Genomic DNA, 24,509 nt, shown 5'->3' with positions numbered 1-24,509 from the left:
TTACTAAATTGCTAAACATTGACGAGAAAACATGTTTCTCTATTTCGCTTGGCTTTTGTTCAGTTTTCAAAGAACTACGTCGTCGCTCATTGGCGACTTTAATATCATAACAACTGAAGTAACGAAAGTCAAGAACTTTTCATAACTTCTTTTGCAATCAATTAATTTCTCTTAAGCAACGAGATTAACTTTACCATTAGAAATCATAATCGTCAACAAGTTTTTTAACGATATACTAGATATTTTAAAATGAATGAAAAAGAACGAACTACTCTCACTCTCTCAAACGACACAAGAAAGCTCGATTGAAATGAAAACCAACGTAAGGAATTAAGAGAAAGTGTCGATGAATTTAGAGATAGCACTCACTCCCTGTACATACCTTTTAGTGAGAGGTTTCTCCTTAAAATAACAAAAATGAGAGTAACTCTTTGTAAGAGCCACTCTCATTTTTTGGTTTGTACGGGTTTATTATTCCGACAAGAAAACAAAATACGCAAGGAAAACAAAGAAGAGAACATACATAATTGGATGAACTTCTTTGCCCTTCCCTTTTGCTAACATTGTTATTGGATATAAAATAAAGCCCATTGCAATCCCTGTTGCAATACTATACGTTAACGGCATAGCAATAATTGTCATGAAAGCCGGTACAGATACCTCAAACCTCTTCCAATCAATCAACCCTAAAGAAGACGCCATTAAGATCCCAACAATAATTAATGCAGGAGCAGTTACCTGTGCTGTTACAACCGCCAACAATGGCGAGAAGAACAATGCGAGTAGGAAGAAGAAAGCTGTTACAACAGACGTAAATCCAGTTCGTCCGCCTGCCGCCACCCCAGAAGCCGACTCAATGTAAGCAGTTGTTGTTGATGTACCAAGTATCGCACCTATTGATGTTGCACTAGAATCAGCAAACAATGCTTTGCTAGCACGAGGGAGCTTATTGTCTTTTACAAAACCAGCCTGATTCGCAACAGCGTAAAGCGTTCCAGCCGTATCAAAGAAATCAACGAACAAGAAAGTTAAAATAACTACTAGCAACTGCCATGTAAATACTGTAGACCAATCAAGTGCAAATGCCTGACCAAACGTCGGAGCTAAACTTGGGATCGATCCTACAAATGCAGTTGGACGTTCAATTACACCCGTTACTACTCCAGCTACTGCCGTCAGAACCATTCCGTAGAAGATTCCACCTTTAATCCCACGCACCATAAAAATAACGGTTACGACAATCCCAAACACAGCAAGAATCGTTGGACCTGAAAGCATATCTCCTAGTGTTACCGCAGTTGCTTCATAAGGAACAACAATTCCCGCACCCTTTAAACCAATAAACGCAATGAACAAACCAATCCCTGCAGCTGCTGCATATTTCAACTCTGCAGGAATTGCATTAATAATAACTTCTCGGATTTTAAATATCGTAATTAAAATGAAAATAATACCTGAAACAAATACACCAAATAAAGCCACTTGCCATTCAATCCCCATCCCTAGCACAACCGAATAAGCAAAGAAAGCATTTAATCCCATTCCTGGTGCTAAAGCAATCGGATACTTAGCTAACAGCCCCATAATCAACGTTCCGATTGCCGCAGCTAAAGCTGTGGCTGTAAAAACAGCCCCTATGTCCATCCCAGCATCTGCTAAAATCATCGGATTCACAAACAAAATGTAAGCCATCGATAAGAATGTTGTTAGCCCAGCAACAGATTCTCTCCAATAACTCGTTCCATGTTCTTTAAAACCAAAATATCGATCCATGATCTTTCCCCCATTTTTTCGTCTTACTCGTAATTCGTCTTACTCGTAATATAAACAAAAATAAACTTCCAATGCATCACGCTTGGAAGCTTAACTCACAAAAAATCGTAATATCCCATATAAACAAAGGAATAGGTTGATTTTTCGTAGTCAAGCTTTTTACGGAAGCTTGGTAGAGACTCGTAGGCCATATTCCCACAATTATACGATTCACAAAAGAAAGTGTATCAACCAACCGATTCTTTGTCAACAAGAAACCCGAACCTTTTTGCTCTTTTTTTATTTATTGTTCGTCTTTAATCATTCCCACTCAATTGTTGCTGGCGGCTTGGATGTCACATCGTACACAACACGATTTACATGCTTCACTTCGTTTACAATTCGTGTAGAAATGATCTCAAGGACATCCCATGGAATACGAGCCCAATCTGAAGTCATTCCGTCAATTGACGTAACAGCACGAATCCCTACCGTATAATCATACGTACGAGCATCTCCCATAACTCCTACACTTCTCATATTCGGAAGCGCAGTAAAGTATTGCCAGATTTCACGATCAAGACCAGCTTTTTTAATTTCTTCGCGAAGAATTGCATCCGATTCACGAACAATCTCGAGCTTCTCGTCCGTAATCTCTCCAAGTACACGAATCCCAAGACCTGGACCCGGGAAAGGTTGACGCCATACAATTTCCTCAGCAATTCCAAGTTCTGTTCCAAGTTTACGAACTTCATCCTTGAACAATGTATTAAGTGGCTCGATTAACTCAAAACGCATATCTTCAGGGAGACCACCAACATTGTGGTGTGATTTAATCGTTTGAGCTGTATCTGTTCCACTTTCAATAATGTCTGTATAAAGTGTTCCTTGAGCAAGGAAATCCATGTCTTTTAATTTTCCAGCTTCTTCATCAAATACGTAAATAAATTCATTTCCGATAATTTTACGTTTTTGTTCAGGGTCAGAAACACCTTGCAATTTGCCTAGGAAGCGATCTTGCGCATCAATTTTAATGACTTTCATATTAAATCCTTCACCAAACGTCTCCATTACGCTTTCCGCTTCACCTTTGCGAAGTAAGCCATGGTCAATAAACATACACGTTAACTGATCACCAATCGCTTTATGAATTAACACTGCTACAACTGATGAATCAACACCACCGCTCAATGCACACAGAACTTGTTTATCGCCTACTTGTTCACGGATTTTCTCAATTTCAACTTCCACGAAATTCTCCATTGACCAATCACCTTTACATCCACAAACTTCAAAAGCAAAGTTTTTCAGCATTTCATTACCAAATTCAGAATGGCGAACTTCAGGATGGAATTGAACACCATAGAAATTACGTGACTCGTTGCTCATTGCCGCTACAGGAGTAGACGGATTATAAGCATCGACTACAAACCCTTCTGGTGGTGCAACGATTAAGTCACCATGACTCATCCAAGTAGATTGTTCAATTGGTAAACCTTTAAAAATCTTTGATTGATTTTCAACCTTGATCGTTGCTTTTCCGTATTCCCTATGGTCAGCAGCATCAACGTTACCACCAAAATGCTGTGTCATTAACTGCATTCCATAACAAATTCCTAAAACCGGGATGCCGAGATCAAAGATAGCAGGGTCACACTTTGGTGCACCTTCTACATAGGCGCTGTTTGGACCTCCAGAAAAAATAATTCCGCTAGGGTTCATTGCTTTGATTTCTTCTGCTGTTAACTTATTCGTGTGTAACTCACTATACACACCTAAATCACGAATACGTCTTGCAATTAATTGGTTGTATTGCCCACCAAAATCAAGTACTACAATCATTTCTTGGTTTAATTCAGTCATGCTTTCCCACCCTTTGTATGATTTCATTCGTACATCTTTAGGTAATAAAAAAACTAGAATTCACCTACTTGTCCCACCAAAACATGCGACAAAGAAGGCAGAATTCTAGTTAATCGATCACTCTGCCTTCATAGTCAGATTGTTTACGGAAATCCGGTAGAAACTCTTAGGCCATATTCCTAAGGATATACGAAGGTTATTTCTTTATACACTTTTTAAATACTGATTCATTTTATCAGTGCGCTATAGACCGGTCAAGAATCGATTTTTCGAACAAACGCAATCCAATTGGGCTTTTGCACAGTCCAGCTAGTACCAATGGACTGACCTCCATACGCGATTTGTTCATACGCAACTGTTAGACTCATCATTTCTGTTGAATCAAATTCCTTATCAATCCTCACAGCATATTCTCTAAGAGTTTCTCCATTTTTGCGTTTCCAACCAACAAATTCGAGCAGCCAGAGTAACCGGTCGTACGCCAACAAAAAGGCCTCTTCATCCTCTCTCCGGCTAAATGTCTGCAACGTATAGTATTGAACAATTCGTTTGTTCTTCAAAAAAGCAAAAACTAACGCAGCTACAAGTACTCCAGCTAACATCCAAGAGCCACCTGGAATCGTCGGATTGTTAATCGAACCCGCTCCAGTAGCTTCCTGCTCAACTTCGTCGTCTCCTTCTAATTCAGCAAAGGCATCTTCAACTTCAGGTTCCGTTTCTTCTTCTAATCCAGTGTCATCGTATATGTTGTCGACTTCCACTTCAGGCTCAACAAATTCATACGTACTATCAAATCCACGTGTTGGTTCAAACGGAACCCATCCAACTCCTGGAAAATACACTTCGACCCATGAGTGAGCATTCCCGTTTGTCACCTTGTATACATCTCTTGAATCATCTAGCACCTCAACAACCTCGCCTTGCGTATAACCCTTTACCCACCTAGCCGGTATATCTAACGCTCGTAACAATACAATCATGGACGTAGAAAAATTGTCACAATATCCTCGCCTTGTTTCAAATAAAAATTGATCAACGTAATCTTGCCCATCAACAGGGACAGGTACATCTTGTGTCTCATAGCTAAAGCCTTCATCACTAAAAAAGGTCTCAACCGCTTTTGCACGATCATAGCGATTTTCTTCACCAGACGTTATCTCAACAGCTAATTCCCTCACTCTCTCAGGAAGGTCTTCCGGCAATTGCGTATAAAATTCTCGAATCTCTTGTGGGTCTTGTTCACTCGATGAACGCAGTCCATCAATCTGATAACTTGGGAACAAGTACGTATATTGATAGTTTTCCAGTTTGACAGGTTCACCACCTTGATATGTGCTTGCCCTTTCTGTATACGCATCTTGAAATAAGTCCGCATTCATTATCTGATCGTTAAGCAATAATTCACCTGGATAAAGCAAGTGATCAATGAGTCCAGACGAGTCTGCCACAAAAGCGATTTCCGCCTCTAATTGTTCTAATTCAGCTACAGCATTCTGCTCTCCGTATAAGAATTCTTTTCTTTCTTCTGGAGTTGTCGTTTCCCAACCTCTCCCCGTATAAAAATCCTTCGTTTCCCCGCGCCAATAATGCTCCCTCGTTGCCGCCGCGTAGAAAACAGGTGAATTATCATCAATAAACCCACCACCTAGCCGCTCGTCATTATCTCCATAACCAATTCGTTGCAACACTTCTCCTGAACCATCTGTATTCATCCCAACAGCCGCACGAACAAACGGTACGGGATCTTCCCATTGCGGATCGAATTTAGGTGAAATAAAGCCAAATAGACCGCCCACTCCAATCATCATTACAAGAAGTGCAGCAAGACGAATAGGCAAATACTTCGGCGCCCTGTACACAGGTTGTTGTTCAATCATTCGATATACCGTCACCAAACCAAGCAGAAGAAAACCGATGACAAACGTTCGAATAATTGCAAAGGATGCATCGTATATCGTAAACGTATCAATCACTGTTACATAAACAATTGTGAAAAGAAGAAAAAAGAGAATTCTACGCGCATGTACCGTCCAATAGAACAATAGATAGCTCATAATAGCTAACAACACAAAAAACAAGAAGCTCCTGAACGTATCTGTTAACGCATACCAGCCCCCATTAATCATCAATTCTATATTTTCTCTCACATCTAGTAAAAGTATAAATAGCCAGTCAACAGAGAAAAACGGACCTTCAAAAAAAACCAAATAAAGTCCGTAACATATAACCAATGACTTCATGACCATGGATAGTATAACAGGTAGCTGCAAAAAGGTAATAAAGAAAAACACGGCTGTAAGTAAGACAAAAACATGAATATAACCAGTATCTGTAACGTACGGGAGTGGTAAGAGCCATTCCATTAGTAGCAAGAAGCTAAGTCCATAAAGGAGAATATCTCTCCCGTACTCCATTTGCTTTTTTTCCATTCGCACGACTCGACCATCCCCCCTTCTTTTTCATTCTTTTTCAATAAAGATCGTAATGCCTAGCTTTTCTAACTCTTTTACAATGTTACGATTTTCCGGCGAAACAGCAACGACACAAATGGTGACGTTCGCCCCTTGCTCCAAGATCGTTTGACAAGTCTTACGTAATTGTTCATTTAATTCAATACAAACATAATAAACATGCATTCCTCGCCACTCACGGTACATTTTGTGAACAATCGGAGTAGCTTTTGAGTTCGGGGTTACTTTCGCCAATAATTTCAAACCTAAGAAGACTTGTTGTTGCGTGACCTCTATAGCTACCCAATCGTGAAGGCGCACCGCGAGAATCGGTGAGGTTTGTTTTTTCGCAAACATGACGAGCAACGAAGCTGCTAACTCAATAGAATGCTCAAAATATGACTCGCCTTGCAACAAAAAAGAGTCAAACGCTACAAGTACCCCTTCCCCTTGATACGATTCAAATTCTTTTGTCATCAACTTGGCCGAACGTGCAGATTGTTTCCAATCAATTGACGTTAACCTATCGCCAGGTACATACCCGCGAACGCCTGAAAGTGAGCGGTCCTCTTCGAAAGATTGACGAACTCTTTGACCTTCTAATTGTTTCGGACTCCCATTCGCTGGTATCTCATTTATTTTATAAAAATGAGGATACACGAGCACAGTCGTCTCACATGGAACAACCGTTACTCTCTCAAATAACCCAAACAAATCACCAAACACAAGTGATAATTGTTGAAATGTATGAGAACCTCTTTTTACATCGTGTACTGAATAGGAAAAAACAAGACGTTTTTGAAACGAAAAGAAAAATAGCGCTCCAGCTTCATGATATGTTCCTAACTTTTCAGGAATGATATCTTGGACCCGTACAAAGAAAAACGGTTGAAATGCTTGCTTATGAATGGTCACTGTTACTTCTACTTTTTCACCCGCTTGAAGGACTTCTTTGCTTAGTTTCCGTTCTACTTTTTTTATTGAAAAAGGATAAATAGCGATCAAAACCGTACAAATGATCACGGTTAAGACACTGTAAAAAAGAAACCAACTAACAAATCCTCCTTGAAACATGGCATAAGAAAAGGTTGCTACTACAAAAATAAGCAGCAACATATACTTTAAAAACGAACGAACTTTACCAGCTATGTTCACGAGCGCGTCAACCTTCTTTGAGTAACTGGAACTTGTACCTGTTCAAGAATAGAATATATTACTTCTTCAGGTGTACGATTTGCCATCTTTGTCTCAGCCGTCAACATGACCCTATGCGCTAACACATATGGGGCTAAGTATTTCACATCATCAGGCAGAACATATTCTCTTCCTTGTAAGAGCGCATATGCCTGCGCTGTTTTCATTAACGCAATTGTACCACGAGGACTAACACCAAGCTCTATAGACCGATGCCCTCTAGTCTCATGAACAAGATCGATCATATATTTTTTTACATCTTCACTTACTAACACGTTCACAACATCCGATTGAATATCGATTACTTCCTCCGTTGTCATCACTGCTTCTATTTCTTCTAGAGGAGATTTATGTTGAAGTCGGTTTAATATATCAAGCTCCTCTACCGCAGTTGGATAGCCAACATTCAATTTCAAAAGAAACCGATCGAGCTGCGCTTCTGGTAAAGGGAACGTCCCTGCATACTCAATTGGATTCTGTGTAGCCATCACAAAGAATGGCTTCTCAAGCAGCATCGTTTCTCCATCTACCGTTACACTACCTTCTTCTAATGACTCTAATAGAGCAGACTGCGTCTTTGGTGACGTTCGGTTTATTTCATCAGCAAGCACGACATTAGCCATAATGGGGCCTTTTCGAAACTCAAATTGCTGTGTATGTTGGTTATATATCGATACTCCCGTCACATCTGACGGCAAGAGATCCGGTGTAAATTGAATTCGTTTAAACTCCGCTCCAAGCGTACGTGCAATGGCTTTAACCATCATCGTTTTCCCAACGCCTGGTACATCTTCTAAAAGAACATGACCACCAGCAAAGAGTGCAACAAGGCTTAACTCAACCTCTTTCCTCTTCCCTACAACGACATGCTCAATTGCCTTAATTACTTTCTCTACCCGATCTACGGCTTGCACCATACAACTGCCTCCAATCTAAATAAAACGACTCGTCCTCATCATACCATTTCATTTACTAAAAAACGTTACAATTGCATTACCAATTTTTTGAGAATAACATTCTAGCTTCATGAAAAAACATTAAAGTTCTTTCGATTTTTTTTATTTTCTGCCAACATTTTTCCCTCTTTAAACGTTATCTTTATCAATATGATAAAAAGGAAGCAAAGAACCTATATCCCTCCTTAAGGATATAGGGGAACTTTCACGAAGAGCTGCACAAAGAAGCATACTTTGACCAACTGCTACGTAAAGGTCACCAAAAGAAAAAATGGTTTTGAAAAAGTGGTCCATCCCTAAACGTGAATCCCGTAATAAAGCCTAAGCAACAACACCCAATCGAACGTTTAGTTGGGTGTTGTTTATCTTTTTTAAAGGAATTTTTCTCCCATAATTCACTCGCACTTAGGTATACTACAAAGAGATAGGAGGAGTACGATGTTTCGATTATTTACTCATAATGACTTAGATGGTGTTGGATGCGGCATTCTTCATCGCTTAGCTTTTAAAGACGATACCTATATTCGATATAACTCTGTGCAAGGATTGGATTTTCAGATTGAACGTTATTTAGAAACTGACCGCCTAGAAGATATTGTGTTTATTACAGACCTTTCTGTGAATACAGAAAACGCGCAACGATTAGAGGCGTACAAGGTAAAAGGAGGAAAAGTTACCCTTATTGATCATCATAAAACGGCTCTTCATTTCAATGAATATGATTGGGCTCATGTAACCGTTGAATATGAAGATGGCCGCTTAACAGCAGCAACTTCACTCTACTACGAGCATTTAGTAAAGCATCATTATCTAAAACGATCAAGTTCTCTCGATCAATTTGTTGAGCTTATCCGGCAGTGGGATACATGGGAATGGGAAAAAAATGAAACACTTGACGCCAAGCGATTAAATGACCTCTTTTTTATGCTATCTATCGACGAGTTTGAAGAAAGAATGGTCAAGCGTCTTCAAGAGAGTGATACTTTTTCATTTGATGAATTTGAGGAAAAGATTTTAGACATGGAAGAAACAAAGAAAGAACGTTATATACGGAGAAAAAGAAGAGAACTCGTGCAAACGTTTATTGACGACTACTGCGTAGGAATTGTTCATGCAGAATCCTACCACTCAGAGCTCGGCAATGAGCTTGGAAAAGATAGCCCTCATCTTGATTATATTGCGATCTTAAACGTCGGCGGTAAGAAAATAAGCTTTCGAACGATTCATGAGACAATAGATGTTTCTGCCGTGGCTAATCAATTCGGTGGTGGCGGACATGCCAAAGCAGCCGGTTGCCAGCTAACGGAACAAGCATACAAGTTTTATATCGAAAAACCATTCACCATTGAATCTCTACGAGTGGATGCCTTAAAAAATCAACACAACTTAAAAGGAAATCAGGCTGGTTCATTGTACGCAGATCAAAAAGGAAGTTTATTTTTCATCTATCCTAGGACAGACCAAAGCTGGACGCTTGAGCAGAATGATTCAAATAAACAAGCCTTCTCTACATTTGAAGAAGCCGAACGGCACATTAAACGCAACTACTCTGCTTGGCTAGTACGAGACGATGAATATCTCCGTTTCTTAGCCGAGAATCCGAACCACTCTAAACGTTCAAAATGAATGAAGATGTTGTCTCAAAAGGGCGTTTTTTGGAGGCCACTGAAAAAGGTTGCTTTTTACCTTTTTCAGCGGCCTCACTTTTTGACCTTTTGAGACAACATCTTTTTGGGACAGCCATTTTTTTGTTACCTAAGCATAGCTTCATCAACATCCGGAACCAATCCTTCATTCGCAGCCCTTTTAAGCAACGAAGTCACAGCTGTAAATCCATCATCACCTAAGTTAGCAGTATATTCATTTACATATAAAGAAATATGCGACTGCGCTACTTCCATAGATAGCTCCTCAGCGTGTTTCATAATGTAGGGTTTAGACAAGTTAGGATTTGCCCACGCGTACTCAACAGATGCTCTCGTCCAATTTGTAATTGCTTTAATATCAAGTGACCGGTGGGCGATGATCGCACCTAACGGAATTGGTAAACCTGTATCAGATTCCCACCAATCTCCAAGGTCAGTCATCATTGTTAGTCCATAAGAGTGATAGGTAAACCTGGCTTCATGAATAACTAGGCCCGCATCAATTTCTCCTCTACGAACTGCTGGCATAATTTCATGAAACGGCATCACTACGATCTCACCAACACCACCTGGTACGTTTTGCGCTGCCCATAACCGAAAGAGCAAATAAGCGGTTGAGCGTTCACTAGGTACCGCTACCTTCTTTCCTGTCATGAAAGACGGGTCATTCGTACTATCCTTCGTTAAGACAAGTGGTCCACACCCTCTTCCAAGCGCTCCTCCACACGGAATTAATGCATAGTCAGATAATACCCATGGCAAAGCTGCGTAAGAGATTTTTTGGACTTCTGGTCCCTTGCCATTAGCCGCCCAATGGTTTGTCTTGTCAATATCGGCATACGTTACATCCAGTTTAGGGGCACCAGGAATGAACCCATGGACCCAGGCATGAAAAACAAATGTATCATTCGGACAAGGAGAAAATGCTATTTTCACTTGAACACCTCCGGTAATATTGCACTTGCACGCTCTAATGTCGCTAGCGCCTCTTTGATACGCCAAGACTCACGGTCTCGCGGGCCAACCTTATTGGAAATCGATCGAATTTCGACAACAGGAATTCCTTGTTGTTTTGCTGCTTCAGCTACGCCAAACCCTTCCATACCTTCTGAAACAGCATGAGGAAAACGTGCTGCTAACTCAGCTGCCGTTTGTGCGGTTCCTGTTACCGTGGATAGAGTTAAGGTAGCTCCTGTAGTAATAGATAGACCAGCTTTCTTTCCTTCATTGACTATGTGTGTAACTAAGTTATCATCAACCTGAACACTTGATGAACCTAAGTTTAACTCTTCTAAGCTAAGAAAGCCTTCTTGTGACTCTGCCCCTAAATCAGCAGCGATCACCTCACTCGATACTACGAGCGATCCAACATCTGCCTTTCCAACAAATCCACCAGCAATCCCCGCATTTATAACTAAATCATAGGTAGTAGTAGCAAGTTCTTTTGCTGTTGTTGCTGCAGCTGCTGCCTGACCTACTCCAGCTACAAGGACGTCAAAGTACGTCGCCTCACCAAGACCACGCAAAACGGCCTCTTTTTCAGCAGACACAGACGTCACGATAAGCACCCGAATCTTCAACTTATTTTGGTCTTTTTTTAGATCGTATGTCATTTGTGTCAACACTCCTGTATTGATTATCAATGTCCTTACTTGCTTTAGTGTAATCTACTTCCTTTGACTTTGGCTAGTTTGGCACCTAACTACTTGAAACTTTTAAAAATGTACCAATATCTTCTAAAAGATAAATGGTATGATGGAAGTAAGGGGTTACATCAAAACACGAGGAGGAACCTATCATGTCTTATAATGTAGAAGTTGCTTTACACGCCAAGGCCACATTAGGAGAAGGACCACACTGGGATCAAGCGAAAGGTGTTTTATATTGGGTAGATATTCTTCAGAAAAAACTACATATCTATGATCCAGCTACAAACGATAACCGCACGATATTATTTGAGCAATACATAGGGGCCGTTGTTCCGACTACGTCCGGTCAAGTACTATTAGCGATGGAAAATGGAATTTATCAATACAACTTAGAAACAGAAGAATTAACATGTATTGCTGACCCCGAAGCAGATCAACCAACTAATCGCTTCAACGATGGAAAGTGCGATCCATCTGGCCGCTTTTGGGCAGGCACGATGAGCCTAACTGAGTCCAATCATAAAGGTTCTCTGTATCGCTTAGATCCATCTGGACAAATCACAAAAATGGTCTCTTCTGTCACAATATCAAATGGGTTAGCTTGGAGTCCTGACCGTAAATTTATGTATTATATCGATACTCCAACTCGTGAGGTTGCCGTTTATAGCTATGATGAAGCAAGTGGAGAAATTATATATATCAAGGCCTGCGTTCAAATACCTGAAGGAATGGGAAATCCAGACGGTATGACGATCGATAGTGAAGGAATGATTTGGGTTGCTCACTGGGGTGGTGCAAGAGTTACACGTTGGAATCCACATACAGGGACTTTGCTAGAGGAAATTCCGCTCCCTGCCAAAAATGTTACTTCATGTACATTCGGTGGGGAGAATTTAGATGAATTGTATATTACAACCGCTAAAATCGGAATGACGGAAAGTGAATTAGAGCGCTACCCAGGTTCAGGAAATTTATTTAGGGTAAAAACAAACTATAAAGGTTTACCGGCAAATCCATTTAACAAATAATTAGAGAAAAGGAAGGGGAGCTCACTTTTGAGCTCCCCTTTATTCGCTATCTGTTAGGCAATAACTCCGATTAACATTGCTGCAACAATAAGAACAACACTAAATCCCCACACCCAGAAGAACGAATAACGAATGTGTTTCCCCATCTCAAGGCCAGCTAAACCGAGTGCTAACCAAAGCGCTGGTGAAAACGGACTAATAAATGTTCCAATGATATTCCCTATCACCATCGCATAAGCAGCGGACGCTGCTTCCACTCCGTACCCACTAACAATCTGCTCTACAACTGGTAGCAATGCAAAGTAATAAGCATCCGTACTTAACACGAGCTCAAATGGAACACCTAGAAAACCAATCACAAGATGCAAATAAGGGACAACAAACGCAGGTAATAAGGTGACGAGATCTGTAGCTAATGATTGCAACATCCCAGTTCCATCTAATATTCCGAGAAAAGACCCTGCAGCTAAAATAATCGCTGCCATTAAGAGCGCATTTGGAGCATGAGCTTTTATTCTCTCCATTTGGTCATTTACTTTCGGATAATTAATAACTAACGCAATGCTTAAACTAATCATAAAGACAAAACCAGCAGGGATGATTCCCCATACTAACATTGTGATCACACCTAATGTTAACAATAAATTCACCCACAATAGTTTGGGACGAGCTAATGATTCATCTTTTTCAAATTTAGATTTTTCATTAGTTAATTCAAGAGTAGCAGCAACTTCTAGCTCTGCATTATCTGAATCAGGAAGCTTGGAAATTCGGCGTTTTTCTCTTAGTCCTAAAATAACGGCCAATCCAATTAATAAAACCATAGCAATGATTTGTAATGGGATAAGAGGTCTCCACAATTCCGTTGGATCAGCTCCAATTACAGCAGCTGTTCGCCCAATTGGCCCGCCCCACGGAACCATATTCATAATACTTGCACTTAAACCGACTAATAAGAGAAGCAAGTAAGGACTCATCCTTAATCGCTTGTATAAAGGCAGAAGTGCTGGAATCGTAATAAGAAACGTGGAAGCTCCTGATCCATCTAGGTGCGCAATCGCTGCAATAATCACTGTTCCAACCGTGACTGCGATCACATCTCCTCTAGAAAAGGCAATCATTTTATTAATGATTGGGTCAAACAACCCCGCATCCTGCATAACTCCGAAGAAGAGAATTGCGAATATGAACATAATGACTACACTCATGACTCTGTCAATTCCTTCACCAAACAAGACGCCAATCTCCGCAAATCCGAATCCTGCTAGTAGTGCACCTATGACCGGAACAAGCACTAAGCCTATGATTGGTGTAATCCTCCCACTTAGAAGCAATAAAACTATGATAAGTATCGTAGCAAATCCAATGATGCTAAGCATACAACTCTCCCCTTTCACTTAAATAAACGTTCATTTGAAAAGAGGGAGTTTATGAAAGCGGATACAAATCCACTTATAAAACGCCTTCATTCTTTTGAAGAATAATCCCTCTATTCAAACTTTTCTATATATAGAAAGTTATCATGTTTGAATAGAAGGATGAAGTTTATGAAAATAAACGAAATATTAATCATTTAGGGTATTTTGTTCATATTGTTCACAATAAAAAGTACCGACGTTCAGGACGTCCAACATCGCCATACTTTTGTTCAGCCTTTACTTCTTTCACTGACACCATGTATTCTAAATAACGCCTTGCTGTCGAGCGACTCGCACCAACCTCTTTCCCTACTTGTACCGCCGTTAACCCCTTTTCTCCGTTCTCTTTCATAATTTGTTTGATTTTATCCAACGTTATCCGATCAATCCCTTTCGGCAAATCACCAGTCGCCACCACATCTCCCTCTAACGTCTTAGCTGCCCCCGTAAGCTGGTCAATTTCTTCTTGTTCCATCTCATCTCGAGAAGCAAGTATACTCTTTTGGTGACGATACCTCTCTAACGTTTGTTTAAACCTAGAAAACTCAACTGGTTTGACAATGTAATCAAAGATGCCTCCTTGCAACGTCTCTTCAATGGTCGAAACTTCTTTGGCTGCTGTCATCATAATCAGGTCAATATGGTAGTAGTCGCTACGAATCTTCCAGAACAGCTCTAATCCATCAACATCAGGTATGTAAACATCAAGAAGGATTAAGTCTGGAAGAGTGTTTGGACTAGTAAGGTATTTCAACGTTTCCTCTCCTGTTTTCACCACATTGATAACTGAAAAGCCAGCAACTTTCTCGACAAATTGCCTTGTGATATCAGCGACCCGAAAATCATCTTCTACAATTAATACTTGAAACATTTCACTCATTTGCCTCCCCCCCATCCTCACACTTTTTCGGTATGGTCACAACGAAACAAGCTCCACCTAACTCGCCTTCTTCGAGAAAAATACTACCTTCTATTTCTGTTAGAACTTGTTTTGTTAAGGCTAATCCAATCCCACGGTGTGAACCTTCTTTTGTGGAAAAACCTTGGCGAAATATATTTGACGCAAGTTCCTCTGGGACACCCGGACCTGAATCTTCAATTTCAAACACTAGATCTTCTCCCATATCGGTGAAAAATACTGACACTTTGCGTTCACCATTCGCCGTTTCTTTTACTGCATCAATGGCATTTTGAATTAAATTCCCTAAAACTGTAACAAGAGCATCACGCTTTCTATCAGATAAACGATACGTAAGTTTGCTATCTGGATGGATAGACATCTGAACTCTTTGTTCGTTCGCTTGATTCAGCTTTCCTAACAGGATCGCATTAATCATTGGATCCGGGACTTTTTCGACTAAGAAGCGAATCCATTTTTGCTGAATATTGCTTTCTCTTCGAATAAAATTAACCGCTTCGTTTTTCTTATCTAATTGAATTAATCCTAAAATCGTATACATTTTATTTGAGAATTCGTGTGTTTGCGCTCGGAGTGCATCTGCATACTGCTTCACTCGAGTCAGTTCCTTTGTTAATTTCTCAATTTCTGTTTTATTTCGAAATGTCGAAACCGCGCCAATTAACGTATCTTCATAATAAATCGGAACTCTATTCACAAGGACAATGTGACTGCCAAGTAACATCTCCTTATTATATTGGCTCTCTCCATGTTCAAGGACTTCATGCAATCTGGAATTTGGTAACACTTCTAAAATGGGCTTACCAATAAATTGATCTATTTCTGTACCTTCCTTAGAAAGCAAGTGCTGTGCTGCAACATTGATTAACGTAATGAAACCTTTGTTATTTACCGCAATAATTCCTTCATGTGTGGACTGTAAAATTGTTTCTTTTTGCAAAAGCAAGTGTGAGATTTCCTCTGGTTCAAGTCCGAAAAGAACATTCTTTATATAATGAGCAATAAAAATAGCCCCTACAATTCCAATCACTACGATTGATATCAACACATACCAAAGTTCTTTACTATAATTCTTTATAATACTTTCGACATCATCCATTAAAAAGCCGACTGATACGACACCGACAATCTCTCCTTCAGACGTTCTAACAGGCGCCTTCCCACGAATAGATTGTCCAAGTGAACCGACTGCTTTTGATACATAAGATTCACCATGAACCAAAGCGCGATCATTATCTTCACCAACCATTTTCTTACCAATCTGGTCAGGAAATGGATGAGCGTAACGAATTTCGTTTGTATTACCTACAACAATGAATTCAGCACCAGTCGCTTCTTTAATAGGTGTAACAAGTGGTTGTATTACTGAAGCAGGCTCCTTAAGTGCAAATGCCTCTCTTAACTCTGGCACATGAGCAACACTTTCAGCCACACTTAGCGCCCTTTCCCCCAACTGAGCTTCTAACGTATCAGAGAAAAAGAAATGAAAAAAAGCACCCATAATTGAAAACATACCGATGATCAATAGTCCAATTAATAATGTCATCTTTACTTTTAAATTAAGTTTTATTTTTGGGTTAACAAGATATTTTTTAGTGTCTCCTTTTCGAATCGAACTCATTGTACTGGCCCCTTTTATGAACGACTCCTATACTTTAGCATAGAGTAAGCCATTGTATGTATATTGTAAACATCTAAAACGTCAACAGAGCTTACTTTACAGAAACGAAAAAGCATCGGGAATTGCCGATGCTTTTTCCTCTCTTATATCATCCAAATTGCGCATAATGCAACCTACTATAAATACCTTCCGCTTCAATTAAGTCTTCATGCTTTCCTTGCTCAGCTATTCCTTGTTTCGTCACGACCATAATTCGATCAGCATTTTTAATTGTTGCTAGTCGGTGAGCAATGACAAGTGTGGTCCGACCTTTTGATAGCTCTGCTAATGACTTTTGAATCGCTACTTCTGTCTCTGTATCAAGAGCGGATGTTGCTTCATCTAAAATAAGGATCGGTGGATTTTTCAAGAACATTCGGGCAATCGCCAAACGCTGTTTTTGCCCTCCTGAAAGTTTCACGCCCCGTTCCCCAATCACAGTGTCGAGCCCTTGTGGTTGGGTTCGAACGAATTCATCAAGCTGTGCGCGACGTGCCGCTTCCATAATTTCATTATCTGTCGCCTGTAAATTTCCGTACGTAATATTTTCTCTAATTGTACCAGAGAATAAGAAAACGTCTTGTTGCACAATGCCGATTTGGCTACGTAACGACTCAAGGGCAATATCTTTAATATCTACTCCATCAATCTCAATGCTCCCTGCATCCATTTCATAAAAACGCGGAAGCAAACTACATAATGTTGTTTTTCCTGCACCTGATGGGCCAACAAATGCAACTGTTTCCCCCGGGCGAATCGATAAGGATATATTATTTAGCACTTTCTCTAAGCCTTCATAACCAAACGTTACATTGTTGTATCGAATCGCACCGTGTAATTCAACTTCTTTCGCCTGCGGTGAATCAGCAATGTCAGGATCTGTATCAAGGATTTCACAATAACGTTTGAATCCTGCAATCCCTTTTGGGTAACTCTCAATTACAGCATTGATTTTTTGAATGGGACCAAGAAGAATATTTGCAAGTAAAATAAAAGCAACAAATTCCCCGTTCGTTAACTCCCCACGGATCACAAAAAATGTACCAAACATCAATGTAAATAGAGTAATGATACGCATAAGCATATAGTTAGCTGTTACATTTTGAGCCATAATTTTGTATGACTGTAATTTCGTCTTACGATAGCGCTCATTGTTTACCGCAAATTGCTTTTGCTCGTGCTTTTCGTTTGCAAACGCTTGAACGACACGAATACCGCCAATGCTATCTTCTACTCGCGCATTAATATCAGCAACATCGTTAAACATTCTTCGAAACGTTCTTGTCATTTTTTTATTAAAGTAGATTGCTAGATACGTGAGAAGTGGGATAACTAAGAAAGATAGAACTGCTAGCCTCCAGTTGATTGTTAGCATTAACACAAATGAACCAACTAACGTCATCACGGCAACAAAGACATCTTCTGGTCCATGGTGTGCCACCTCTCCTATTTCTTCTAAGTCTTTCGTTAGACGCGAAATCGAATGCCCTGTTTTATTGTTATCATAATAACCAAAAGATAGTTTTTGCATATGCTGAAACAGTTTTCGGCGCATATCGGTCTCAATATTAATGCCGAGCATATGTCCCCAATACGTTACGACATAATGTAAGCCTGTATTTAGTAGATAAATAAACAAAAGGCCAATACAAGCCCATAAAATAATTGACCAGTTTCCTTCAGGAAGCAACCGATCAATCACTTGGTTTACCGCTAAAGGAAACGCTAACTCTAGCAAACCAACGAGTACTGCACACGAGAAATCAAGGATGAATAGAAATTTATAAGGTTTATAGTATGAAAAGAACCGTGCTAACAATGAATTCACTCCTTTAAGAAAACAACACTCACTATTAATGATAAAGATAATCAATTATAAGTGAGTATTCCAACTTTTTCAACTATTTGACACTTATTTCAATCCACCAATCATTTCGTGATTTTATCTACTATTTATTTGACGATAAGACAATTAAAAATACTTACATCCACGTAATCAAAGAAATAAAAAAAGAAGCTCTCCATAAGTTTGGTCAACTCATGAGAAGCCTCCGTTAAATTCCTCGTTGTTAACAAAATGTGAGCATTTCAACCTTGTGGGACACTAAACCTGCCCCTATGTTACTGCTATGTTAATGTATTGACAACCTCTTCTAATTTCATGCCGCGGGAGCCTTTGACTAGGACAATGTCCCCTTCCTCCACAACTTCCTTTAGTTTAGTGATCAACACCTGTTTGTCATCATATGCCAAAACCCGATTTTCTGAAAAATTCACTTTTGCGCCTTCTGCAATTTTCCTCCCCAGTTTGCCAAATGTGAAAACATAATTGATTTTACCAGTGTCAATCCCTTTTCCGACTTCATAGTGGAAAGTTTCTTCATTGTCTCCTAGTTCCAACATATCCCCCAAAACGACTATTTTCTTTCCATAGTCTTTTAAATCCTGAAGCAATTGAATCGCCGCTCGCATGGAAGTTGGGCTGGCATTATACGCGTCATTAATAACCGATACTCCATCTTTGCCTTGGATCAATTCCGTTCGCATCCCCGTGATCTTGATCTTTTCCAGTCCTTTTTTGATGTCAGGAATCGATACACCAAACTGCTTTGCAATCGCGATGGCAGAGAGGGCATTATTGATATTGTGTTTGCCGAGAACCGGAATAAAAAACTCAGTCTCAGCCTCTCCATTTATCGTAAAATACGTTCCGTCACTCTTCTGCTCGATCTGCACCGGATAAAAGTCGTTTGTCTCAGAGTTGCCAAATGTAATAACATGAAACGGACTGTTTACTACTTTTTCTGTTAATAGTGGCTCATCCCCATGGATCACGAGTGTTCCGTTTTCCCGTAGACCTGTCGTAATTTCAAATTTCGCCTCCGAAATTCCTTCCCGTGAACCTAAATCCTGCAAATGGGATTCCCCAATGTTTGTGATAATTGCGGCTTCAGGTTTTGCAATTGTAGAAAGAAGCTCAATTTCTCCCCTTCCGCTCATCCCCATTTCCAGCACTGCCATTTCCGTGTCCTCTTCTAATCGGAGAATCGTAAGCGGCAGCCCGATGTGGTTATTGTAATTCCCTTCCGTTTTCTTAACCTTATAAGTCGTAGAAAGTACGGAAGTCACCATATCCTTCGTCGTTGTTTTCCCATTGCTACCAGTGATTCCGACGACTTTTGCAGAAAGACTCTCCAAGTAGTTTTTTGCTAAATCTTGCAATGCCAATAAAGTGTCCTCCACATAGATAAGCGGTATATCGGCAGGGGGATTGGGTTGATTTTTTTGCCAAAGGGCCCCAACTGCTCCATCCTCAACAGCTGCTCTCACAAAATCGTGGCCATTGAAGTTCTCGCCAACAAGTGGGATATACAGATTTCCTTCTTGTATCGTTCTTGTATCTGTTGAAACTCCCACAACTTCTACAGGTGTAACACCTAGGCCGACAGCTTCCCCGCTTACCCACGCAGCAATCTCCTTAAACGTCCTTTTAATCATCACAACCGCTCCTTTTTATCGAATATATCGTATGGGGAAAAGACCCCGCCCTTTTTGTTCACTGAGTCTATTCTATGTAAAAGGAGGCTGACTCACAACGTAGTCAACCTCATTACTATTTATTCACCTTAAAAAGTGTGTTTAATCTTTTGTTTTTCCTCGTGACGCTCTACTCCAAGTTCCACTAGTTTTTCAATTAACTTGGAGTAAGGTAAGCCTGACTCTTGCCATAGCATCGGGAACATACTGAATGGCGTAAAGCCCGGCATCGTGTTCACTTCGTTCATAAGAACTTCACCGTCTTTTGTCAAAAAGAAATCAGCGCGAACTAAACCGGAGCAATCAAGAGCTTTGAACGATTGAATCGCTACTCTCTTAATTTCTTCGTATTCTTCATCAGTGATGTCAGCAGGAATAATAAGTCCCGTACTTCCGTCCTCATACTTCGCTTTATAATCATAAAAGTCTGTTTCTGGAACGATCTCACCCACAACCGAACACTCTGGATCGTCGTTTCCTAAAACAGCAATTTCCACTTCTCGACCGTCGATCCCTTCTTCAATAATGATTTTTCGGTCATATTCAAAAGCTAACTCAAAGGCCTTTTCTAAGCTTTCTCGATCCTTACATTTGCTAATTCCAACGCTTGAGCCTAAGTTCGCTGGTTTAACAAAACAAGGATAGCCAAGCTTTTCTTCGACGTTCTTGTATGCTGCATCCGCATCCTTTTCCCAATCACGACGAAGGTACCATACATAGTTAGCCTGCTTAATACCAGCCTGCTCATAGATGTTTTTCATCATTACTTTATCCATTCCGGCAGCGGAAGCCAGTACCCCATTTCCCACATAAGGCATATTCATTAATTCTAATAATCCTTGAACTGTTCCATCTTCCCCGTTTGGTCCGTGAAGCAGTGGGAAAACGACATCAATCTTATCTTCAGTTGATTGATTATTTGATGGAACCGGGAACAGTTCCGAATTTAACGCAACTGGAGAGATCGCATTTCCTTCTTCTTTCAATTGAAGCTGCTTGACATCCTCTACTGGGCCTTCAAGCTGAGCTCCCCTGACCCACTCACCGTTTTCTGAAATATATATTGGATGGATTTCATATTTTGTTAAGTCTAAAGCTTTAATAACAGCTTTCGCCGTTTGTAATGATACTTTATGTTCAGCAGATTTCCCACCATACAATAATCCAAGTTTAATCTTCATATTCACCCTCCGTATCCATTTTCCCTTCTTATTGTAACACTATCGCTCCTAAGTTAAATACTAATTTATGACTAGTTTATACCCTCGTACTGGCTCATTAGCCTATTCTTAACTAATGTATGTCAAAATCTTTTCTTTGGGCATGTTTATGGGAAAGTTTTTTTGGTAAGTGTTGTGTGGATTTTGGTAGGACTTGTCACAACTTCACAACAGTGCAACAGTTTTTCTACCGGGTCTTCTTTCCTTGAGGTTCTAAGGCTCTATCTACTACGTTTTATTTTAAAATTACTGGGGTTTCGAATCATATCATGTGGTACCGTCATACTAGATATAAAAAAAGAAGCTTCCCACAAGTTTGATCAACTTATGAGAAGCTTCTGTTAAAATCCTACATATGGTTTCCAACCCTCTTTCACCCTGTTATGAAATAAGGTTTTTGCATTTTCTGTCATATACATTGCCTTTTTATAGCGTATCTCACTGCCAGGCACCGTTCTCCCGAAAGCTGGAACTACTACTATCTCCAAAATCTATTATACCTCAGGGAACCCTTACTTTGCTCCCTTCCTCCTGACTCTTTTCCTTAATCATCATAACACCAATCAAACCCATCATGGAAAAGATAACCGGGGTGATAAAACCGTAATAATATCCATGATAATGATCTAATACCATCCCAAATATGCTTGGCAGTAATACGGCACTTAGGAATCCACCAGTATTGGCAAACCCAGAGGCAAGCCCCGATTCGGTGAGCGGAAAAGATTGACGTACGGCAGCAAAAGTTAAAGCATTAGCACCGTAGGCAAGACCAATCACAAAGAAAAGAATTGTTAAGAAGAAAACGGTTGGTTTCGCATTCGTAACAAGAAAGGTGGACCAACAGGATACAATAATGAGATGCACAACAACATATGGACGTTTAATCATTCCTAACTTACTCGAAATCCAACCAGATAAGGGAGCACCAATAAGCGCTCCAACTAAACCAATCAAGATGAGTTGACTCACATCGGTTCGGGTCATTCCGTACATACTCATCCCATAAGGCACAGCCCAGGAGCCGATAAAACCTACATACGTCCCGACAATCCCAAAGTGGCAAAGGAATAATGCCCAAGCTTGTCGATTCAAAACAATTCTTCGCAGCAATTTTAATGTTTCATCTCGTTTGATTTCCCTTTTTTCAAATACAGATTGTTTTGGCTTTTTTACAAGGACAAAATAGAGGAGAATGCTGCATAAGCATAATAAAAATCCTGTTGAAAAAAACGCTGCCCGCCAACCAAGCAAGTCAATCCAGGCTGCGAAAGGGACGGTCGCCAAAAGAAAACCAAGGCTTCCAGTCATGGCAGTGACACCAATTAATCTCGTAAATTCCTTAGCACTAAACCATTGGCTTAAAATCAACACCATATTGACCCAAATGGTCGCATCCCCGATCCCTGTTAGTATCCTGGCAAAAAACAGGACAAATTCATGAGTTCCGAGACTGTAAATAATGGTACCTATCCCAGTGAGGAGAGCACCTATAATGAGAAAGAAATTGGGTCCAAACCGATCCGCCAAAATCCCCATCGGAATTTGCAATCCAGTGTAAACAAAAAATTGAATACTCGCTAACAACCCAATCGTTGACGCTGATACCTGGAAATCGTTCATCACTTCGCTAGTTATCAATCCCGGAGCGGTTCGTTGGCTGACATGAGTAAATAGGTAAACAGGACAGACCCAAGTACAACCCACCGAAATCGGCTATCATGTTTTTCCAATTGTTTCTACTCCCATTAGCTTTTTCTATATATATATGGCATTTTTGAATCAGTAGTACCGTTAAAGGAGATCCCCAAAAAACACGTTTCCAAATGGCCTATATTCCCTCTGCCTCTTATCAATCAATTTGAAAAGCTTGCTTTATCGTTTTCTTAATCTTTTTACATATACCCTTTAACAGTAATTACCTTCTTCGGTTTGTGAAGGACACTTCCCTTGGATTTCCGGCTTGTTTTGTCCTGATATGAACGAAACTGGTCAATGCTCCCTACACAATTTGCTTTTTTATTTGGTTTTTGGGCATAAGAGAAGCTTACTGCGGCTTCTTGACTTTTTGTATGAAATTCCTTCATCAGATTTATGAAGTTCCTTAAATCCTCTCAAAGACATTCATACAAAATCCTTACCCGATTGTGGAAAAAATCTGTTGATATTATTAGCGTATTTTGATCTAGAGGAGATGTTGTGGATAAGCTATGTCACAAACATTTCTGTGGACATAATTTAATATAAGCCTTCAACTACTATCTCCAATGCTTTTGCCACTCGAACTCCTTCTGCAGCTGATGAAAGTGGCAGAACAATAAAATTCTCATCCTTAATTGCTGTCACATCAGTTAATGCTGGATGTGTTAGTAATTGATGACGTTTCTGATCTGCTGTTATTTCCCCATAGTCAACAATGATGATAACCTCAGGATCTCGTTCGACAACTTCCTCCCAGCTTACCTCGGCCCAATTTTTATCTACATCAGAGAAAATATTCGTAGCTCCAGCCAACGTAATAATTTGGTTTAAAAAGTTTTGCCCAACTGTAAACGGTGCTGTGTCGCCACTATCATATATGAATACTCTTGCTTCAGATTGGTCACTTGGGATTCGTTTCTTTAATTGTTCAATATCGTCATCTAACTCACTAATTAATGCCTCTCCTCTACCCCTAACATTAAAAATCTTGGCAATATTACGTATATCATCGTAGATATCTTCAAGTGTCGGTCCTACTATTGTAGATGATTGATGTAGGTATGCGTTTATACCGAAGCTCTGCAACTGCTCTATCGAACCAATCCCTTCTTCATTAAACGCACTGCTCCACCCTGCATATGCAAAGTCCGGTTCAACGTCTAAAAAGGCTTCTTGAGATGGGGAACGTTTAGCGAGAACCGGAATCGACTCATACGCTTCCTTCCATTCAGGTAGCACTTCATCATCTAAGTAAGCTGTACCAACCATATGGTCCTCTAGTCCAAGAGCCAGCATCACTTCGGTCACATGCTGATTTAAAGTTACCGCACGTGTCGGTACTTCAGAAATTGTTAATGTGTGATCCCCATTTTGAATTTCTACTACTTCATTTTGTGATGTTTCTTCTACTCCATTCACTTGTTGGTTAGTTCCAACTGCTTCTGAACAAGCGACGACAATGGCTGCCACTCCCAATCCTAATATAGCTTTTTGTAATAATTTCTTCATTCCTCTT

At 40.1% G+C, this 24,509-nt stretch carries 16 protein-coding genes, 1 pseudogene and 2 riboswitches; of the genes and pseudogenes, 2 read left to right on the top strand and 15 right to left on the bottom strand.

The window, feature by feature from the left end; all coding sequences use genetic code 11:
• Window positions 1–471: 471 nt before the first annotated feature.
• From SLH51_RS19430 to SLH51_RS19410, 5 genes are all read right to left on the bottom strand, one after another.
• The gene (locus SLH51_RS19430) at window positions 472–1,773 is read right to left on the bottom strand and encodes an NCS2 family permease (RefSeq protein WP_335963149.1); all 1,302 of its coding nucleotides are present in this window, start codon (window positions 1,771–1,773) and stop codon (window positions 472–474) included.
• A gap of 127 nt (window positions 1,774–1,900) precedes the next feature.
• A riboswitch (purine riboswitch) is annotated at window positions 1,901–2,002 on the bottom strand.
• Window positions 2,003–2,073: 71 nt separating this feature from the next.
• Window positions 2,074–3,615, bottom strand: coding sequence for a glutamine-hydrolyzing GMP synthase (guaA, locus tag SLH51_RS19425; protein ID WP_335963148.1), 1,542 nt, complete (start codon window positions 3,613–3,615; stop codon window positions 2,074–2,076).
• 111 nt (window positions 3,616–3,726) lie between these two features.
• A riboswitch (purine riboswitch) is annotated at window positions 3,727–3,828 on the bottom strand.
• A 41-nt stretch (window positions 3,829–3,869) separates the two neighbouring features.
• Window positions 3,870–6,044, bottom strand: coding sequence for a transglutaminase TgpA family protein (locus SLH51_RS19420; protein ID WP_335963151.1), 2,175 nt, complete (start codon window positions 6,042–6,044; stop codon window positions 3,870–3,872).
• A 30-nt stretch (window positions 6,045–6,074) separates the two neighbouring features.
• Window positions 6,075–7,220 (bottom strand): DUF58 domain-containing protein, encoded by a 1,146-nt coding sequence (locus SLH51_RS19415; protein ID WP_335963146.1) that lies wholly within the window; start codon window positions 7,218–7,220, stop codon window positions 6,075–6,077.
• Window positions 7,217–8,176, bottom strand: coding sequence for an AAA family ATPase (locus SLH51_RS19410; RefSeq protein WP_335963144.1), 960 nt, complete (start codon window positions 8,174–8,176; stop codon window positions 7,217–7,219). Before SLH51_RS19410 ends, SLH51_RS19415 begins: the two co-directional genes overlap by 4 nt.
• A gap of 477 nt (window positions 8,177–8,653) precedes the next feature.
• Between SLH51_RS19410 and SLH51_RS19405 the strand changes: the two genes are divergently transcribed.
• The gene (locus SLH51_RS19405) at window positions 8,654–9,841 is read left to right on the top strand and encodes a DHH family phosphoesterase (protein ID WP_335963143.1); all 1,188 of its coding nucleotides are present in this window, start codon (window positions 8,654–8,656) and stop codon (window positions 9,839–9,841) included.
• A 125-nt stretch (window positions 9,842–9,966) separates the two neighbouring features.
• On the opposite strand, the gene SLH51_RS19400 is transcribed toward SLH51_RS19405, so the two are convergent.
• Window positions 9,967–10,797, bottom strand: coding sequence for a 1,4-dihydroxy-6-naphthoate synthase (locus SLH51_RS19400; RefSeq protein ID WP_335963142.1), 831 nt, complete (start codon window positions 10,795–10,797; stop codon window positions 9,967–9,969).
• Window positions 10,794–11,474 carry a futalosine hydrolase gene (locus SLH51_RS19395; protein ID WP_335963141.1) on the bottom strand — a complete coding sequence of 227 codons (681 nt, stop codon included), beginning with the start codon at window positions 11,472–11,474 and terminating at the stop codon, window positions 10,794–10,796. Before SLH51_RS19395 ends, SLH51_RS19400 begins: the two co-directional genes overlap by 4 nt.
• Window positions 11,475–11,659: 185 nt before the next feature.
• Here SLH51_RS19395 and SLH51_RS19390 point away from each other — a divergent pair, with 185 nt between their 5' ends.
• On the top strand, window positions 11,660–12,538 hold the full coding sequence (locus SLH51_RS19390) for an SMP-30/gluconolactonase/LRE family protein (protein WP_335963140.1): 879 nt from the start codon (window positions 11,660–11,662) through the stop codon (window positions 12,536–12,538).
• A gap of 53 nt (window positions 12,539–12,591) precedes the next feature.
• On the opposite strand, the gene SLH51_RS19385 is transcribed toward SLH51_RS19390, so the two are convergent.
• The 8 genes and pseudogenes from SLH51_RS19385 to SLH51_RS19350 form a co-directional block, all read right to left on the bottom strand.
• Entirely contained in the window at window positions 12,592–13,917 is a 1,326-nt protein-coding gene (locus SLH51_RS19385; protein WP_335963138.1) for a CitMHS family transporter, read from the bottom strand.
• A 217-nt stretch (window positions 13,918–14,134) separates the two neighbouring features.
• Entirely contained in the window at window positions 14,135–14,836 is a 702-nt protein-coding gene (locus SLH51_RS19380) for a response regulator (RefSeq protein ID WP_335963137.1), read from the bottom strand.
• On the bottom strand, window positions 14,829–16,496 hold the full coding sequence (locus SLH51_RS19375; protein WP_335963136.1) for a sensor histidine kinase: 1,668 nt from the start codon (window positions 16,494–16,496) through the stop codon (window positions 14,829–14,831). Before SLH51_RS19375 ends, SLH51_RS19380 begins: the two co-directional genes overlap by 8 nt.
• A gap of 148 nt (window positions 16,497–16,644) precedes the next feature.
• Window positions 16,645–18,354: an ABC transporter ATP-binding protein gene (locus SLH51_RS19370; protein WP_335963135.1), complete on the bottom strand. Its 1,710-nt coding sequence runs from the start codon at window positions 18,352–18,354 to the stop codon at window positions 16,645–16,647.
• Between the two features lie 308 nt (window positions 18,355–18,662).
• Window positions 18,663–20,033 (bottom strand): UDP-N-acetylmuramoyl-tripeptide--D-alanyl-D-alanine ligase, encoded by a 1,371-nt coding sequence (locus SLH51_RS19365; RefSeq protein ID WP_335963134.1) that lies wholly within the window; start codon window positions 20,031–20,033, stop codon window positions 18,663–18,665.
• A 128-nt stretch (window positions 20,034–20,161) separates the two neighbouring features.
• Complete coding sequence (locus SLH51_RS19360) at window positions 20,162–21,253, bottom strand: D-alanine--D-alanine ligase (RefSeq protein ID WP_335963133.1); 1,092 nt, start codon at window positions 21,251–21,253, stop codon at window positions 20,162–20,164.
• Between the two features lie 540 nt (window positions 21,254–21,793).
• A pseudogene (locus tag SLH51_RS19355) lies at window positions 21,794–23,025 on the bottom strand (MFS transporter).
• Window positions 23,026–23,530: 505 nt separating this feature from the next.
• Window positions 23,531–24,502, bottom strand: coding sequence for an ABC transporter substrate-binding protein (locus SLH51_RS19350; protein WP_335963131.1), 972 nt, complete (start codon window positions 24,500–24,502; stop codon window positions 23,531–23,533).
• Between the last annotated feature and the right edge of the window lie 7 nt (window positions 24,503–24,509).

Source organism: Halalkalibacter kiskunsagensis (assembly GCF_037027555.1).
In the GTDB taxonomy this organism is placed as follows: Bacteria; Bacillota; Bacilli; order Bacillales; family Bacillaceae_D; genus Halalkalibacter; species Halalkalibacter kiskunsagensis.
This window is presented reverse-complemented; position numbering and strand designations above follow the sequence as displayed.